Here is a 16,345-nt window from a genome sequence, read left to right as displayed (position 1 = left end):
CTGCGTCGGCTCCCGCCGTCGCGACTCTTTGTTGCATAAAGGTACCAGCACCTCAGATAAGCTGGGCAGTATGAGGAGGAACGTGTTGAACATCACCGCTTCTGACGTCAAGGACGCCAGGCTCACCGCTACGGTCACCATCCCGGCCGCCGACGTCGACGCCGCGATCAAGAAGGCCTACAAGGACACCGCCAAGAAGTACCGTTTCCCGGGCTTCCGCGCCGGCAAGGCTCCCCGTCCGGTCATCGATTCCGCCCTGGGTGCCGAGGCTACCCTCGCCCAGGCTACCAACGACCTGATCGCCGCCAACGAGCCCGCTGTCCTCAACGAGCTGGACATCGTCCCCACCAAGAACGGTGACTACAAGGAGCTCGACCTCGCCAAGGATCATGAGGACTACACCTACACCGTCGAGTTCTCCCTGCGTCCTGCTGCCGAGCTCTCCTCCTTCGACGCCGTCGAGATCGAGATGCCTCCCGCGGAGGTCACCGAGTCCGAGATCAACAACCAGGTCGAGATGCTCCTCAACTACCGTGCCACCTTCGAGGACGTTGAGGGTCGTGCCGTCGAGGCTGACGACTACGTGACCGTCGACCTCAAGGCCGTCGAGAACGCCGACAACTTCGCTGCCGAGGGCCGCATGCTCATCGCCGGCAGCGACAGCAACCCCGCCGAGTTCAACGAGGCCCTGATGGGCGCTAACGTCGACGACGTCAAGACCGTCACCTGGACCGACGAGGTCGAGGAGGGCGAGGAGGCCGAGACCCACACCGTCGAGGTCACCGTCAAGGGCATCAAGGTCCGCAACACCCCCGAGCTCACCGACGAGCTCGTCAAGTCCGACTTTGGCTTCGACAGCATCGACGCCATGCGCGACGCCATCAAGATCGAGATCGAGCAGGACAAGGCTTCCCGCCTCCCGGCCGAGAAGGAGAACCGTTGCGTCTCCGCTCTCGCCGAGCGCCTGCAGCTCGACGAGATGGACGCCGACTACGAGCAGTCCGTCTTTGAGGAGCTTGGCCAGAACTTCCTGTCCAACCTCGCTGCCCGCGGCATGACCCTGGACACCTGGCTGCCCGCTTCTGGCCTGACCATGGAGCAGTTCATCGGCGACCTGCACAAGCAGGCCAACGACGTTGCCCGTGAGTCCCTGGCTCTCGACGCCCTCGCCCGCGAGCTCAAGATCGAGGTCACCGAGGACGACATCAACGCCGAGTTCGAGAAGGCCGGCGTCAAGGACGTCGAGGCTTCCAAGGCCGAGTTCATCGCCGATGGCCGCATGCCTGCCGTCCGCGAGTCCATCCGTCGCTCCAAGGTCGTCGACCACCTGGTCGAGAACGCCAAGGTGACCGAGGTCGACGAGACCGCCAAGGACGCCGAGTAATTCTCGCCACATTGCCCACGAGCGCATGCGTGTGCCCGTGATGGGGTAAAGTTATACACCGGTTATCCGGTTGCTTCGTACGGTGCCAGCCAATGCATAGCATGCGGGCACCGTACGTTTATCTAGAACCAATTTGGTCCGCAAGAGAGAAATGGAGATGCGTATGATCGCTAAGTTCGATTCCGCCCTCGTGCCATACGTTATCGAGCAGACACCGCGCGGCGAGCGCAGCTACGATATCTATTCGCGCCTGCTCAACGACCGCATCATCTTCTTGGGCGAGGAGATCAACTCCGTCAGCGCCAACCTGGTCGTTGCCCAGCTGCTGCATCTTGAGAGCCAGGATGCCGAGAAGGATATCTCGCTCTACATCAATTCCCCCGGTGGCGAGGTCTACTCCGGCCTGGCGATTCTGGACACCATGAACTTTATCAAGCCGCAGGTCTCCACCATTTGCGTCGGTATGGCCGCGTCTATGGCCGCCGTGCTGCTTTCGGCCGGCGCCAAGGGCAAGCGCTTCTGCCTGCCGCACTCCAAGGTCATGATTCACCAGCCCAGCGGCGGTGCCCAGGGTCAGCAGACCGAGATCGAGATCGTGGCCGAGGAGATCAAGAAGACCCGCCGCGAGCTCAACCAGATCCTGTCCGATGCCTCGGGCCAGCCGATCGAGAAGGTCCAGGCCGACACCGAGCGCGACAACTACCTGACCGCTGCCGAGGCCCTCGACTACGGCCTGATCGACCGTATCGTCACCTCGCGCGATCTCGCCGCGAAGGACGCCTAGGATGGCAGGAAACATGCAGGACAACTTTGACGAGAATGGCAACCCCATCCGCTGCTCCTTTTGCGGAAAAGAGCAGGGGCAGGTTCGCCGCCTTGTAAAGGGTCCGACCAACATCTTTATCTGCGACGAGTGCGTTGCCGCCTGCTCCGAGATCCTTGAGGAGTCGCTGGCTTCGGACTTTATGGACGCCGCCCGCAACGGCAAGCTGCCGGGTTTCCTCAACGATCACGGCCAGGCTGCGTCCCAGCCTGCCGTTGACCCCGAGGCCGAGGGCTTTGAGCTCGAGGACGACCGTCAGGTCATCACGCACGTGCCGACGCCGCACGAGATCTATGACGAGCTTTCGGCCTATGTTATGGGCCAGGAGGACGCCAAGCGCGCCATGTCGGTGGCCGTGTACAACCACTATCGCCGCGTGATTGAGGGCGGCGCTGCGGTGTCTGCCTTTGATGACGACATGGGCTCGCAGTTCGATGACGATATGGACGAGGTAGAGCTCGCCAAGTCCAACATCCTGCTGCTCGGTCCCACCGGTACCGGTAAGACCCTGCTGGCCCAGACGCTCGCGCGCATTCTTGAGGTGCCGTTTGCTATCGCCGATGCCACCGCGCTCACCGAGGCCGGCTATGTGGGCGAGGACGTGGAGAACATCCTACTTAAGCTCATCAATGCTGCCGATGGCGACATTGAGCGCGCTCAGGTGGGCATTATCTACGTTGACGAGATCGACAAGATCGCCCGCAAGGCCGAGAACCTCTCCATTACCCGTGATGTCTCGGGCGAGGGCGTTCAGCAGGCGCTGCTTAAGATTCTTGAGGGCACGGTGGCCAGCGTTCCGCCCACCGGCGGCCGCAAGCATCCCCAACAGGAGCTGCTTCAGATCGACACGACTAACATCCTGTTCATCTGCGGCGGTGCTTTTGTGGGTTTGGATAAGATTATCGCCGACCGCGTTGGCAACAAGGGCGTAGGCTTTAACTCCGAGATCGCCGGCCCCACCTCGGTCGACGAGAACGACCTGCTGCGCCAGGTGCTCCCGCAGGACCTCAACGCCTTTGGCATGATCCCCGAGTTCGTGGGCCGTACGCCCGTCGTCACCCAGACGCAGGCGCTCGACGAGGACGACTTGGTGTCGATCCTGACCGAGCCCAAGAACGCCGTGGTGCGTCAATACCGCAAGATGTTCCAGCTCGAGGACGTTGAGCTGGAGTTTGAGGACGAAGCTCTGCACGAGATCGCCCGTATGGCGCTCGCCCGCAAGACCGGCGCCCGCGGCCTGCGTGCCATCTGCGAAGACGTGCTTCAGCAGACGATGTTCGACCTCCCCAGCGAGGAGGGTGTCGCCAAGGTCATCGTGACCGAAGCGGCGGTTAAGGGCGAAGAACAGCCCCAACGCATCTACGGCTAAATAGCTTGAATCCAGGTCCCGCGGCAACCACCGCGGGACCTGCTATTTAGGGACAGGTTTATTTTGGTCGGTTTTATATGGGCAACTGTCGTTTCCCCTGATAAAACCTACCAGAATAAACCTGTCCCTATTCGGCAGGTATGCCTGTGCTATTCTGTGAGATTGTTTAGCTAGTACCTTCAGACTGAAGTAATCGATACCTAAGGCGTGTCCGCCTGCTTGGTTTTCGTAGATTCCGCACGAGCCGAAGAGCACTAAATGTGCTCTTCGTGCGAGCCAGGACCTGACCGAGCGAAAACCAAGCAGGCGGACACGCCGGCGGGACAGGGAGAGATATATGGAAGAGATGCCCAAGAACTACGATCCGTCGACCAACGAGCCGGCGATTCTGCAGAAGTGGCTCGACGGCGGCTACTACAAGCGCCGTGAGGGCGTGGGCGACTGCACCGTCACCATTCCGCCTCCCAACGTGACCGGCAAGCTCCACATGGGTCACGCCACCGACGACTCCATCCAGGACGCCATCATCCGTATGGCTCGCATGCGCGGCAAGTCTACGCGCTGGGTGCTCGGTACCGATCACGCCGGTATCGCCACGCAGACCAAGGTCGACAAGAAGCTCAAGAGCGAGGGCATCAGCCGCCTGGAGATCGGTCGCGACAAGTTTGTCGACGCCTGCTGGGATTGGACCCACGAGTACGGCGGCATCATCGTCGAGCAGATCAAGCGCATGGGCTGCTCCGTCGACTTCGATAACGAGCGCTTCACCATGGACGAGGATTACGCCCAGGCCGTGCGTAAGGTCTTCTGCGACTGGTACCACGACGGCCTGATCTATCGCGGCAAGCGCATCGTCAACTGGTGTCCCAACTGCACCACCGCTATCTCGGACGACGAGGCCGAGTACAAGGACGAGAAGGGCCACCTGTGGCACCTGCGCTACCCGCTGACCGAGCCGGTTAACGGCCAGGACTACATCGTCGTCGCCACCACGCGCCCCGAGACCATGCTCGGCGATACGGGCGTCGCCGTCTCCCCGAAGGATCCCGAGAAGGCCGCCTTCGTGGGTAAGACCGTCAAGCTCCCCATCGTCGACCGCGAGATTCCCATCTTTGAGGATTGGCATGTCGACGCCAACTTTGGTTCCGGTTTTGTCAAGGTCACCCCGGCCCACGACCCCAACGATTACGCCATGGGTCAGGCTCACGACCTGCCGCAGATCAATATCTTTGATGAGCACGCGGTGGTCGTCGAGGGCTACGGCGAGTTTACCGGCATGAACCGCGACGAGTGCCGCGAGGCCGTCATCAAGTGGTTTGAGGAGCACGGCCTGCTCGACCACGTCGAGGAGCACGACCACTCCGTCATGCACTGCTACCGTTGCGACGCCGCGCTGGAGCCGTGGCTGTCCGAGCAGTGGTTTGTGGCCGTCGATAAGCTCAAGGGGCCGGCGCTCGACGCCGTCAATTCCGGCAAGGTCACCTTCCACCCCGCGCGCTGGACGCAGACCTACACCACTTGGATGGAGAACCTTAAGGACTGGTGCATCAGCCGTCAGCTGTGGTGGGGCCACCGCATCCCCGTGTTCTACTGCGAGGACTGCGGCTGGGAGGACGCCCTCACCGAGGACACCGACGTGTGCCCCAAGTGTGGCGGCCATCACGTGCATCAGGACGAGAACGTGCTGGACACTTGGTTCAGCTCGCAGCTGTGGACCTTCGCCACGCAGGGCTGGCCGCAAAAGCCGGAGCTGCTCGAGGGCCATCACCCCACGACGGCGCTCGTCACCGCACGCGACATCATCGCGCTGTGGGTCGCCCGCATGGTCATGAGTTCGCTGTACTTCCTGGACGAGGTGCCGTTTAAGGACGTCGTCATCTACCCGACGATTCTGGCCAAGGACGGCAGCCGCATGTCCAAGTCCAAGGGCAACGGTGTTGATCCCATGGACCTCATTGGCATGTACGGCGCCGACGCCATGCGCTTCAACCTGCTCACGCTGTGCACCAACAACCAGGACGTCAAGTTTGACGCGAACATCGACAAGAAGACCAAGAAGCTCATCGACAGCCCGCGTACCGACCAGGCCAAGAGCTTTGTGACCAAGATCTGGAACGCCAGCCGCTTCCTCCTCATGAACATGGAGGGCTACACGCCCGGCGAGCCCGTCGTGGAGACGCCGGCTGACGCCTGGATGTTCAGCCGCCTGGCCAAGGCCGTGAAGATGGTCACCGAGGGCATCGAGAACTACACCTTTGGCGACATGGCCCGCGGCGTGCAGCAGTTCTTCTGGAACGAGGTCTGCGACTGGTACGTCGAGGTCACCAAGGCCCGCCTGAAGGGCGAGGGCCGTCTGCAGGCCCAGCGCAACCTGATCTTTGTGCTCGACACCTCCATTCGCCTGATGCACCCGCTCATGCCGTTTGTTACCGAGGAGATCTGGGACAACATGCCGGCGAGCGTGCTCGACCTGGACGCCGAGGGTAACGTGAACCGCGCCGAGGCGCTCATGATCGCCAAGTGGCCCGAGCCCGCCGACTACGCCAAGTATGTTGACGAGGATGCCGAGCGTGCGTTTGAGTTGTGCCGCGCCGTCGTGTCTGCCGCCCGCGCCACGCGTTCGCGTTATCGCTTGAGCCCCAAGGCCGAGCTCGATGTGGTCGTGCGCGCCGGTGCCGAGGACATCGAGAAGCTTGAGAGCCTGCGCTCCACGATTGAGCCGCTGTCCAACACCGCCTCGCTGGTCATGGGTACCGACGTTGAGAAGCCTGCCGCGAGCATCGCCGTTGTTGACAGCGGCGTCGAGGTCTTTGTGGTGCTCGAGGGCAAGGTTGACCTTTCGGCCGAGAAGGCACGCCTGGAGAAGGAGATCGCCGCGGCCCAGAAGGAGCTCGCTGGCTGCGAGAAGACGCTGGCCAACGAGGGCTTTGTGGCCAAGGCCGCGCCCGCGGTGGTCCAGAAGAAGAGGGACCGTGCAGCTGAGCTCAAGGAGATCCTGGCGGCGCTGACTGCTCAGGTTGCTGACTTCTCGTAAGCGGTACTGGGGGACGCGGTTTGGGGCTTTGCTCGCTACTGCGGACAGTCCTGCTCGCACGAAGGCCACATTAAGTGGCCTTCGGCTCGTGCGGAACTTGTATCGAGCAAAGCCCCAAACCGCTCCCATAGCGGTTACGTGGTCGTCCGCTGCCTGGCAGGGCCACTGGGTTGTGCCCTTGATTTTGCTGCAAGCGGATAAAGGCTGATATTGTCAACGCGAGGGGCTCATTCTTTTTGGTGGGCCTCTTTTTCTGTAATTGGAGACTTGGGTTATGGCTAAGCGTTCTGGGTCGTATTCTGTGCCGTTCTCGTTTGAGTTGCTTTCGTTTGGTGAGGCTGTGGGGCTTGCTGCTGATACGGGGCGGATTTCTGGGGATGCTGGGCCTCTGCTTGAGACGGTTGTCGATATGCTCGATGAGCTGGGGCGTCCGGATGAGTATTTCGATTGCATTCAGGTTGCCGGTACCAATGGCAAGACTTCGACTACGCGTTTTTCGGCTGCCATTCTTCGCGGTGAGGGGCTCAAGATCGCGCTGTATACATCGCCGCAGCTTGTGCGCTATCCCGAGCGCATGGAGGTCGATGGGCGCGTTGTGAGCGATGAGGCGTTTGCCCGTGGCGTTTCGGCGGCTGTTGAGGCGGGACATCGCGTGAATGCTCGTCGTGTAGCGGCGGGGGAACGCGCGTACGCCATTACGCCGTTTGACCTTCTGACGGCTGCCGCACTGGTGGTGTTTGCCGAGGCTGCGGTGGACGTTGCTGTGCTCGAGGTCGGCATGGGCGGTCGTTGGGACGCTACGAGTGCGACCGATCCCGTCGCCGTGGCCATTACGGGCATTGGGCTCGACCATATTCGTATTTTGGGCGACACACTTGAGGCTATTGCGGGGGAGAAGGCTGCGGTTATTAAGCCTGGGCGTTTGGTCGTTTTGGGCGAGGGTACGCATGAGGCGAGCGTTCAACGCGTGATGGATGCGCGTTGTCGCGAGTGTGGCGTTGTGCCGCTCGTGGTGAGCCATACGACGACCAAACTTCCGGAATACGTGGGTGATACGGTGGAGTTTAGCTGCACCACGCCGCGCGCGATCTATACGTCGAGTATGGTCAAGCCGGCGTATCAGCCGCAGAATGCTGCGTGTGCGATTATGCTGTGTGAGGGGTATCTGGGCCGCGAGCTCGACCACGATGCGCTCGACGCTTCGCTTATGGGCTGCCCCACGCCGGGTCGTTTTGACGTACTGGGAACTGATCCGCTCAAGTTGATCGACGCCTGCCATAACCCTCAGAGCTGCGAGAACTTTGTGAGCGCGCTGGACGAGATCGATCCATGCGTGGAGAATCGCCCCACGCTGCTGTGTGCCGCGCTGGCCGATAAGGACGTGGCGGGTATCGTTGACGTTCTGGTTCCGGCGTTCCCCCGCGTGGTCGTAACCCAGACCGATTCCGATCGCGCCTTGCCCGCACAGGAGCTTGTCTCCCTGGTGGACGCCGACAAGCTCGCGGGCGTATATCCGAGCGTGCCCGAGGCCCTCGCTGCCTTCGATGCCGCGGGCGAGTCCTTCGTAGCCGCCGGCACCATCACCCTAGCCGGCGAAGTAGCCGGCCTGCTGCGCTAACCCATCCCCTCAGCGGTTGCGGTGAAATGCGGACTGTTTTACAAGCCAGGAGCCTCAAACAGTCCGTATATCACCGCAACTCAAAAGCAGTCAATTTGGGACGGGGCTTTTTGGCTGCCCTGTGCCCCGAGTTGACTCGCTTGCCACGAAATGGGCCTATTTACTACGTTTGACCGGTAACCCTCGACCATACCGAGAATTGCGAAATCAAAATCGCAGGTAAAGGGCTTGCCATTTTTTAAAAAAGACCCGCATGGTCGACCCATGCGAGTTTAACGTAGTAGATAGGCCGTTTTCGTGGCGCAGCTAATCGGAAGGTGCCAACGGGGCTGTCCCTTTGGCACATTGGCTAGTCTAGGCGGACCGGATCGTGGGGGTGGGCGTTGAGAATCTCGACGCCGTTCTCGGTCACCAGGGCCAGGTCCTCGATGCGGACGCCGGTGCGGTCGGGGAGGTAGATGCCCGGTTCGATGGAGAACGTCATGCCCGGCTCTACGACCTGCTCGTTGACGAGCGAGACGTCGCCCGGCTCGTGGTCCTGCAGGCCGATCGAGTGACCCAGGCGATGCGTAAAGTATTCGCCGTAGCCCGCGTCCTCAATCACGTCGCGCGCGGCACGGTCCAGGTCGCACATGCGCACGCCCGGTGCGATGAGCGCCTCGGCGGCCTCGTTGGCGCGGCGCACGATATCGTAGATGTGCGCCGTCTCCTCGTCCGGCTCGCCCCAAAAGAACGTGCGCGTCATGTCCGAGCAGTAGTTGCGATGGCGTCCGCCAATGTCGAACAGCACCGCGTCGCCGCGTTTAAGCTCGGTATCGTCGGGCTCGTGATGCGGGTCGCCGGCGTTGGCGCCAAAGCTCACGATGGGCGGAAAGCTAAAGCCCTCGCAGCCGTGCTTGCGATACAGATTGAGCATCTGGTCGGCAATCTCGCGCTCCGTTACACCCTCGTGGACGAGCTTGATGGCGTCGGCCATCACGGCGTCGTTGGCGGCCGAGGACGCGCGCATAAGCTCCTGCTCGGTAGCGTCTTTGTAGGTGCGTGCGGCGGTGACGGCAAAGTCACCCAGGAAAAACTCGCTTGCGGCCTGGCGTTCCATGAGGGGCATTAAGAAGCCAGAACGCATGACAGTGTCGATGCCAAGCGGCTTGGTCGGATCGATCTCGCGAGCGATGGCATCGGTCACGATATCGGTATCGGTGTGATAGGCGACGCGGGCATTGTCATACTCGGGCAGCTGATGCAGCGCGTTGACCAAGATCACTGGCTCGGCATTGCGCGCGAGTAGCACGCCGCAAAAGCGCTCGAACATATCGGCATAAAAGCCGGTCAGGTAATAGATCGACCACGGGTCGTTTACGAGCAGCTGTGCGCCGGGGTGCTGAGCCTCGAGCGCATCGAGCACACGCGCCACGCGCTGGTCATCGACATGTGCCATGAAACATCCTTTCGCTAGGGTGCCACCATGGTATCCCAAGCCCGGCACATAGGGACGTTCCTTTTATGCCGGCACCTGGGGACACTCCTTGCAAAAGCAGCTAAAAGAGCCCGTCCCAAATGAGCTACTTAGGCTCGGTCGATGTCCATGCTGGCGATGAGGTCGATGTTGGTGTTGAGGAGGTTCTTCAGAACGATGTCGCCCATGCGGATGGGGGCCTCGACGACCACGCCGCGGATGAGGTCCATGGCCTGGGCGTGGAGTTCTAGCGGGATGGCTTCGGCCGTGCGGACGGGGAGTAGGGCTTCGTCGCCGCCGGAGACGGCCACGGTCGTTGTGAGCACGCGCATGGGGCAGGTGAGCTCCTGATGTGCGAACGTATCGCCGCGCGGGCAGTTGTTACCGGTTACGGAGCGCACTTCCACCACGGTGCCATTGGCGTCGTGCTCCACCTCTACGGTCAGGAGGCACTCGGATGGGCAGGTGGTGCAGTTGAACTGCAGCGTCTCGGTCACATTCGTACTCATGAGCTATGCCTCCTCAACGGGATCGACGGACAGGACGATTTCGCTGGCACCCAGGTCGAGTGCGCGTTGAATCACCTTAGCCGGCAGCGGGAAGCTTTCCATGACGCTCGGTTTAAACGCGCGGACTTTGCCCGCAAACACTTCTTCGCCGTTGGCCAAGATGCGTACTCGAGCGGTATCGACCGGCCGGCGTACGCGGAAGTTGAGCCTGGTGAGCGCCACGGCCGTAATGCGTCCCGGCAGCGCGTAGCCCGCAATGCCGGCAGGGGAGACCGTGAGCTCGCAGCTCGTGTCCGCGACCGCGTTCGTTTCGGCTCCGCCACCCAGCGCGTACGCCGCCGCGGCTGCACCGGCGCGCTCGGACTCGGTCGTCACGTTGTCGGCCAGGTCGTGCACGTGCAGAACGTTGCCACAGGCAAAGATGCCCGGCACGCCCGTCTGCAGGCTCTGGTCCACCACGGCGCCGCGCGTGCGCGGGTCAAGCTCCACGCCTGCAGCAACCGAAAGCTCGTTCTCGGGAATTAAGCCCACCGAAAGCAGCAGTGTGTCACACGGAACAACGCGCTCGGTCCCCGGAATGGGCGCCAGGCGCTCGTCGACCTGGCTTACCTCGACGGCTTCCACGCGGTCGTGCCCGATCACGCGCGTGACCGTGGTAGACAGATGCAGCGGAATGCCAAAGTCGTCCAGACAGTTCTTAACGTTGCGGCGCAGACCGTTGGCGTACGGCATGAGCTCGTACACGCCCTCGACCGAAATCCCCTCGAGCGTGCAGCGACGTGCCATGATGAGTCCGATATCGCCCGAACCCAAGATGACGGCGCGCGAGCCGGGTTTGAGGTTTTCGATATTGATGTATCGCTGCGCCAAGCCGGCCGTAAACACGCCGGCAGGGCGGCTGCCGGGAATCTTGATCTCGCTGCGGGTGCGCTCGCGACATCCCATGGCAAGAACGACGGCGTGCCCGGTGAGCTGCAGCATGCCGGCGCGGCTCATGAGCGTGACGGTATGGACCGCGGTGTCTTCCGCAGGCTCGCCTGAATCAATCCCAAGCACCATGCTGTTCAGGAACAGCGCAATGTCGGTTGCGTGCACCTGGTCGATAAAGCGCTGCGCGTACTCGGGACCGGTGAGCTCCTGTTTAAAGTGCGACAGGCCAAAGCCGGGGTGGATGCACTGGCGCAGGATGCCGCCCAGATGCTGCTCGCGCTCCACGATGGCCACGCGCGCTCCGGCCTTATGAGCGGCCAGCGCGGCCGCCATGCCGGCAGGTCCGCCGCCGATAACGACCACGTCGAAGACTTGCGTTGCCACGGCGCTCGCCTCCGCGCGTTCGTCGCGCATATCAAACGTCGCCATTCTGGCGCACCCCCTTCAGCGGTCCCTCGACCAACCAAGATCCGGCATCTTCCAACAGCACTTCGCTGGGGTCGCAGCCCAGCTCGCGCGCCAGGATCGCCACCACGCGGCTCTGGCAAAAGCCGCTTTGGCACCGACCCATGCCGGCTCGGCAGCGGCGCTTGACGCCCTCGACCGAAACCGCGCCCGGGTGGCGTCGGATCGCGGCCACTATCTCGGCCTCGGGCACCGTCTCGCAGCGGCAGACGATCTGCCCCCACGCGGGGTCGGACTCGATCAGCTCCTCCTTGCGCGCCAGCGGTGCGCGGTCAAAGTCGTCCGGCTCGCGGCGAATTGGATTCCAGTCCGCCCGCTCGCGCAGCTCCACGCCCGACTCACGCATCACAAGTTCTATACGCTCGGCAATGGCAGGCGCGCTCGCCACGCCTGGGGACTGAATGCCCGCCGCTTGGAAGAGCCCCGGCACCACGGCCGACTGTCCAATAAAGAAGTCGTTCGTTCCCCGAATGACCGGACGCCCGCCGGCAAACGCACGCACCACGCGGTGCGTCTCCAGGTCGGGCACCAGCTTGCGCGCGCCGTTCAGGAGCGCGTTTACATCGCTCGCATAGGTCTGCGTGTCGCCCGGCTCGCGCACGGCGGCCGTCGCGGTAATCACGGTGTTGCCGTGCACGGTTCCCGTGACGATAACGCCCTTGGACACCGGCGTGGGAACGGGGTAGAGCGGCATGAGCGCCCGCGGCTCCTTGTCCAGCACCACGATGTTGCCCTGGCGCCAGACCATCTGAAACTCTTCGGCGCCCGCCATATGCGAGATGTCCGCGGCGCCGTTGCCCGCGGCGTTGATCAGGTAGCGACAGCGCACCTCTCCGGCGGGCGTCGCCAGCGTAAAGCGCACAGCCCCGTCGGTAGCCTCGCCGCCAGCAACCTCAATCGCTTCCACCGGCGCAGACCGCATAAATGTCACGCCGTTGGCGACGGCGTTCTCCAGCGCGGCAATGGCGACCTCAAAGGGATCGACAAAGCCAGTCGAGGGGCACCATAGCGCGCACGTGGCCAGGGCACTCGCGCGCGGTTCCAGCTCGTGGATGCGCTCGGGGCCGATAATCGACAGCTCGGGAACGCCGTTGGCTATGCCATTCTGGCGCAGCTTCTCCAGTTGCGCACGGTCCTCGTCGCTAAATCCCAGCACCATGGATCCGGTGCGGCAAAACAAAAAGCCCAGTTCCTGGGCCCACGTGCCATATAGCTCGCAGCCGCGGGCGTTGACCTGCGCCTTTACGGTGCCCGGCGACGGATCGTAGCCGGCGTGTACCAGGCCGCCGTTGGCCTTCGATGCGCCTAGGGCGACATCGTTGGCCGCCTCGACCACGCAAATGGACAGGTCAAATCGCGCGAGCTGCCGCGCGATGGCACACCCGGTAATGCCCGCGCCCACAATTGCGATATCAAACGTTTCTGCCACGGTGCCTCCCAGATAAGTTGACAGGCTGTCAATAAGACTATCCTACGGTCTGCACGCCCCCAGCGCGGCGGCAATGCGGCGAACAGCCCCGCAACACCCGCCAACGGCAGACGAGGTGAGACCCGGCACGGATGTTGGCCTCGTCTGCCGACAGCTACGGCAAACGTTCGTCTCGATCTGTAACAGTTAGACGAGGATTTGGGTTCCAGATGTTACAGATCAAGACAAACCTTCCGGCGGATTTTGAATGTCTCGATTTGTAACAACAAAGGGAAGGTTTTGGTCCCAGATGTTACAGATTGAGATGTTTGTGTCCGCGCCAGCCCCGCGTCTAGCCGTGGTCCCATATAAACAAACCCCGTGGTAAACTTGACCGGACTGTAAATAATCCGAAAGGTATCCGTAATGTCCAAGTACATCTCCGAGCTCATGTCGCCGCAGCTTATGGGCGTCGTCTATGCCTTCGTTGGCTTTATCATCGCCCTGTATGTGCTGTCGGTCGTCTATGTGTTCATCGACGCTCGCCGCCGCGGCGCCAGCGCCTACGTGGCATGGGGCATCATCGCCCTCATCCCGTTTGTAGGCCTCATTGCCTACCTGGTCCTGCGCCCGCACTCCTATGCGTCCGACCGCGAGGAGCAGGAGCTGGACATGGCCCTGCGCGAGCGCCAGCTTGCCCAGTACGGCACCTGCCCGCAGTGCGGCGCGCCCATCGAGAAGGATTTCGTCGTCTGCCCGGTGTGCGATACGCAGGTTCGCAACGTGTGCCCCAGCTGCCATCGCCCGCTCGATGCGCACTGGAAGGTCTGCCCCTACTGCCGAACTCGCATCCAGTAACGCATCCATCGCCGGGCCGGCCGCAAGCCACGGGCACCGCGCGTCCCGCGCAACCGCCACGCGTCACGGGCACGCCGCAAGCCACGCGCGCCCCGCAGCCCCGCGCGCCCCGCAGCCCCGCCCCACACGATGAAGCATGCGTAGAAAATCGCCCGCCGTGCCATTAAGGTGCGGCGGGCGCTTGTATACCAAGGCAACCTGCCTATAATGATGCAAGTTAAAACGCCGAGCGCATCGCACGCACTTGCATCAGGCATCCGAGAGGAGAAAACATACCCATGAAGGCACTCTACAATGACGGTTCGGTGGCCGAGCTCCCGCAGGACGAGGTCACGCACGTCATCCGCCACTCCGCCGCGCACATCATGGCGCAGGCCATCAAGCGCCTGTACCCCCAGGCCGACTTTGCCTACGGTCCCGCGACCGACAACGGCTTCTACTACGACGTCGACCTGCCCGAGGGCGTCAAGATCAGCGAGGACGACTTCCCCGCGATCGAGGCCGAGATGAAGAAGATCGTCAAGGAGAACCTCAAGTTCTCCGTGTACGAGAAGCCCCGCGCCGAGGCCATCGCCCTTATGGAGGAGCGCGGCGAGAAGTACAAGGTCGAGCACATCGGCGACCTGGACGACGACGCCCGTATCACCTTCTACCAGCAGGGCGACTACATCGACATGTGCGTCGGCCCCCACATCTGCTACACCAAGGCCCTTAAGGCCTTTAAGCTCACCGGCGTCTCGGGCGCCTACTGGAAGGGCGATAAGGACAACAAGATGCTCACCCGCATCAACGGCGTCGCCTTTGCCACCAAGGAAGAGCTCGACGAGCACATGCACATGCTGGAGGAGGCCAAGAAGCGCGACCACCGCAAGATCGGCCGCGAGATGGACCTCTTTATGATGCGCGACGAGGCCCCCGGCTTCCCGTTCTTCCTGCCCAACGGCATGATCCTTAAGAATACGCTGCTGGACTACTGGCGCGAGATCCACCACAAGGCCGGCTACGTGGAGATCTCCACGCCGCTCATCATGAACAAGCAGCTGTGGAAGACCTCGGGCCACTGGGACCACTACAAGGACAACATGTACTCCACCGTTATCGACGACGAAGAGTACTGCATTAAGCCCATGAACTGCCCGGGCGGCGTGCTGGTGTACGCCTCCAAGCCGCACTCTTACCGCGAGCTGCCCATCCGCGCCGGCGAGATTGGCCTGGTGCACCGCCACGAGCTGCGCGGCGCCCTGCACGGCCTGTTCCGCGTGCGCTGCTTTAACCAGGACGACGCCCACCTGTTTGTGCGTCCCGACCAGCTGACCGACGAGATCGTGGGCGTGGTCAACCTCATCGACTCCGTGTACCAAAAGTTTGGCTTTAAGTACCACGTTGAGCTTTCCACCCGCCCCGAGGACTCCATGGGTTCGGACGAGGATTGGGCTCGCGCCGAGGAGGGCCTGCGCACCGCTCTTGAGAAGCTGGGCATGGACTACGAGGTCAACGAGGGCGACGGCGCCTTCTACGGCCCCAAGATTGACTTCCACCTGGAGGACTCGCTCGGCCGTACCTGGCAGTGCGGTACCGTGCAGCTCGACTTCCAGATGCCGCTCAACTTTGATCTGGAGTACGTGGACGCCGACGGCACCAAGAAGCGCCCCATCATGCTGCACCGCGTATGCTTTGGCTCCATCGAGCGCTTCATCGGTATTCTGATTGAGCACTTTGCTGGCAAGTTCCCCACCTGGCTGGCCCCCGTGCAGGTCAAGGCGCTTCCGGTTTCCGAGAAGAGCCGCGACTACGCCCACGAGGTGTGCGCCAAGCTGGAGGAGGCCGGCATCCGCGTGGTCTGCGACGACCGTGACGAGAAGATTGGCTACAAGATCCGCGAGGCCCGCAGCATCGACCGCGTGCCCTACATGCTTATCCTGGGCGAGAAGGAGGTCGAGGCCGGCAACATCTCCGTCCGCGATCGCTCCAACGAGACCGTTCAGATGAGCGTTGACGAGTTTGTTGCCAAGGTACTCGAGGAGATCAAGACTCGCGCCTAAGGCAAGCTGCACAACAATTAACAAAGGCGACCGTCCACATAGGGCGGTCGCCTTTTTTCATGCCAAAATAAGAAAAGCCGCTGGTTGAGCGGCTTTTTTTGTTGCACAGACGATATGAGCAGGACATAAAACATTGAGAGCCCCTGCTGCATGAAAGACCGCGGATTAGGCCGACAATGGTGAGTGTCTAATTCAGCCGCGGCGGCCACGCCGCATTCATGGAAGGGGCTCCCATGCTCGATACTACCACCTTCGTCGGCCTCGACGTCCACGCCCGCTCGATAAAGGCCGTCTCCCTCGACGTCATGACCGGGGAGGTGCGTGCCGCGACCTTCGGCTACGACGCCGGCGCCGTCGCGGAGTGGGTCCGCTCCGTGGACCCCGGGGCCAGGTGCGTGTACGAGTCCGGGGTCACGGGCTTCGACCTGCAGAAGAGGCTTTCCGGCCTG

11 protein-coding genes and 1 pseudogene are annotated in these 16,345 nt (G+C 62.3%); 8 read left to right on the top strand and 4 right to left on the bottom strand.

Going from position 1 to position 16,345, the window contains the following annotated elements:
- Window positions 1–82: 82 nt before the first annotated feature.
- The 5 genes from tig (at window position 83) to DW661_RS07450 (ending at window position 8,228) form a co-directional block, all read left to right on the top strand.
- On the top strand, window positions 83–1,384 hold the full coding sequence (tig, locus tag DW661_RS07470) for a trigger factor (RefSeq protein WP_233547477.1): 1,302 nt from the start codon (window positions 83–85) through the stop codon (window positions 1,382–1,384).
- Window positions 1,385–1,547: 163 nt separating this feature from the next.
- Window positions 1,548–2,168, top strand: coding sequence for an ATP-dependent Clp protease proteolytic subunit (locus DW661_RS07465; RefSeq protein WP_022095182.1), 621 nt, complete (start codon window positions 1,548–1,550; stop codon window positions 2,166–2,168).
- A gap of 1 nt (window position 2,169) precedes the next feature.
- On the top strand, window positions 2,170–3,576 hold the full coding sequence (gene clpX, locus DW661_RS07460) for an ATP-dependent Clp protease ATP-binding subunit ClpX (RefSeq protein ID WP_118935250.1): 1,407 nt from the start codon (window positions 2,170–2,172) through the stop codon (window positions 3,574–3,576).
- Window positions 3,577–3,913: 337 nt separating this feature from the next.
- Window positions 3,914–6,610, top strand: a complete 2,697-nt coding sequence (locus DW661_RS07455) for a valine--tRNA ligase (RefSeq protein WP_118935247.1) — start codon at window positions 3,914–3,916, stop codon at window positions 6,608–6,610.
- A gap of 274 nt (window positions 6,611–6,884) precedes the next feature.
- Window positions 6,885–8,228: a folylpolyglutamate synthase/dihydrofolate synthase family protein gene (locus DW661_RS07450; RefSeq protein ID WP_118935245.1), complete on the top strand. Its 1,344-nt coding sequence runs from the start codon at window positions 6,885–6,887 to the stop codon at window positions 8,226–8,228.
- Between the two features lie 349 nt (window positions 8,229–8,577).
- Here DW661_RS07450 and DW661_RS07445 read toward each other — a convergent pair whose 3' ends face one another.
- From DW661_RS07445 to DW661_RS07430, 4 genes are all read right to left on the bottom strand, one after another.
- On the bottom strand, window positions 8,578–9,666 hold the full coding sequence (locus DW661_RS07445; protein ID WP_118935243.1) for a Xaa-Pro peptidase family protein: 1,089 nt from the start codon (window positions 9,664–9,666) through the stop codon (window positions 8,578–8,580).
- A gap of 128 nt (window positions 9,667–9,794) precedes the next feature.
- Window positions 9,795–10,193: a DUF1667 domain-containing protein gene (locus tag DW661_RS07440; protein WP_118935241.1), complete on the bottom strand. Its 399-nt coding sequence runs from the start codon at window positions 10,191–10,193 to the stop codon at window positions 9,795–9,797.
- Between the two features lie 3 nt (window positions 10,194–10,196).
- Window positions 10,197–11,552 (bottom strand): NAD(P)/FAD-dependent oxidoreductase, encoded by a 1,356-nt coding sequence (locus DW661_RS07435; protein WP_118935239.1) that lies wholly within the window; start codon window positions 11,550–11,552, stop codon window positions 10,197–10,199.
- On the bottom strand, window positions 11,539–13,017 hold the full coding sequence (locus DW661_RS07430; protein ID WP_118935237.1) for an NAD(P)/FAD-dependent oxidoreductase: 1,479 nt from the start codon (window positions 13,015–13,017) through the stop codon (window positions 11,539–11,541). The genes DW661_RS07435 and DW661_RS07430 overlap by 14 nt, the downstream gene beginning before the upstream one ends.
- 405 nt (window positions 13,018–13,422) lie before the next feature.
- Here DW661_RS07430 and DW661_RS07425 point away from each other — a divergent pair, with 405 nt between their 5' ends.
- The 3 genes and pseudogenes from DW661_RS07425 to DW661_RS10355 all read left to right on the top strand — a co-directional run.
- Entirely contained in the window at window positions 13,423–13,854 is a 432-nt protein-coding gene (locus DW661_RS07425; RefSeq protein ID WP_055251579.1) for a zinc ribbon domain-containing protein, read from the top strand.
- A 278-nt stretch (window positions 13,855–14,132) separates the two neighbouring features.
- Window positions 14,133–15,896: a threonine--tRNA ligase gene (thrS, locus tag DW661_RS07420; protein ID WP_089571656.1), complete on the top strand. Its 1,764-nt coding sequence runs from the start codon at window positions 14,133–14,135 to the stop codon at window positions 15,894–15,896.
- A 233-nt stretch (window positions 15,897–16,129) separates the two neighbouring features.
- A pseudogene (locus DW661_RS10355) lies at window positions 16,130–16,345 on the top strand (IS110 family transposase); the annotation flags it as partial.

Origin of the sequence: Collinsella sp. AM24-1, from assembly GCF_003470325.1 — a bacterium.
GTDB lineage: Bacteria > Actinomycetota > Coriobacteriia > Coriobacteriales > Coriobacteriaceae > Collinsella.
This window is presented reverse-complemented; position numbering and strand designations above follow the sequence as displayed.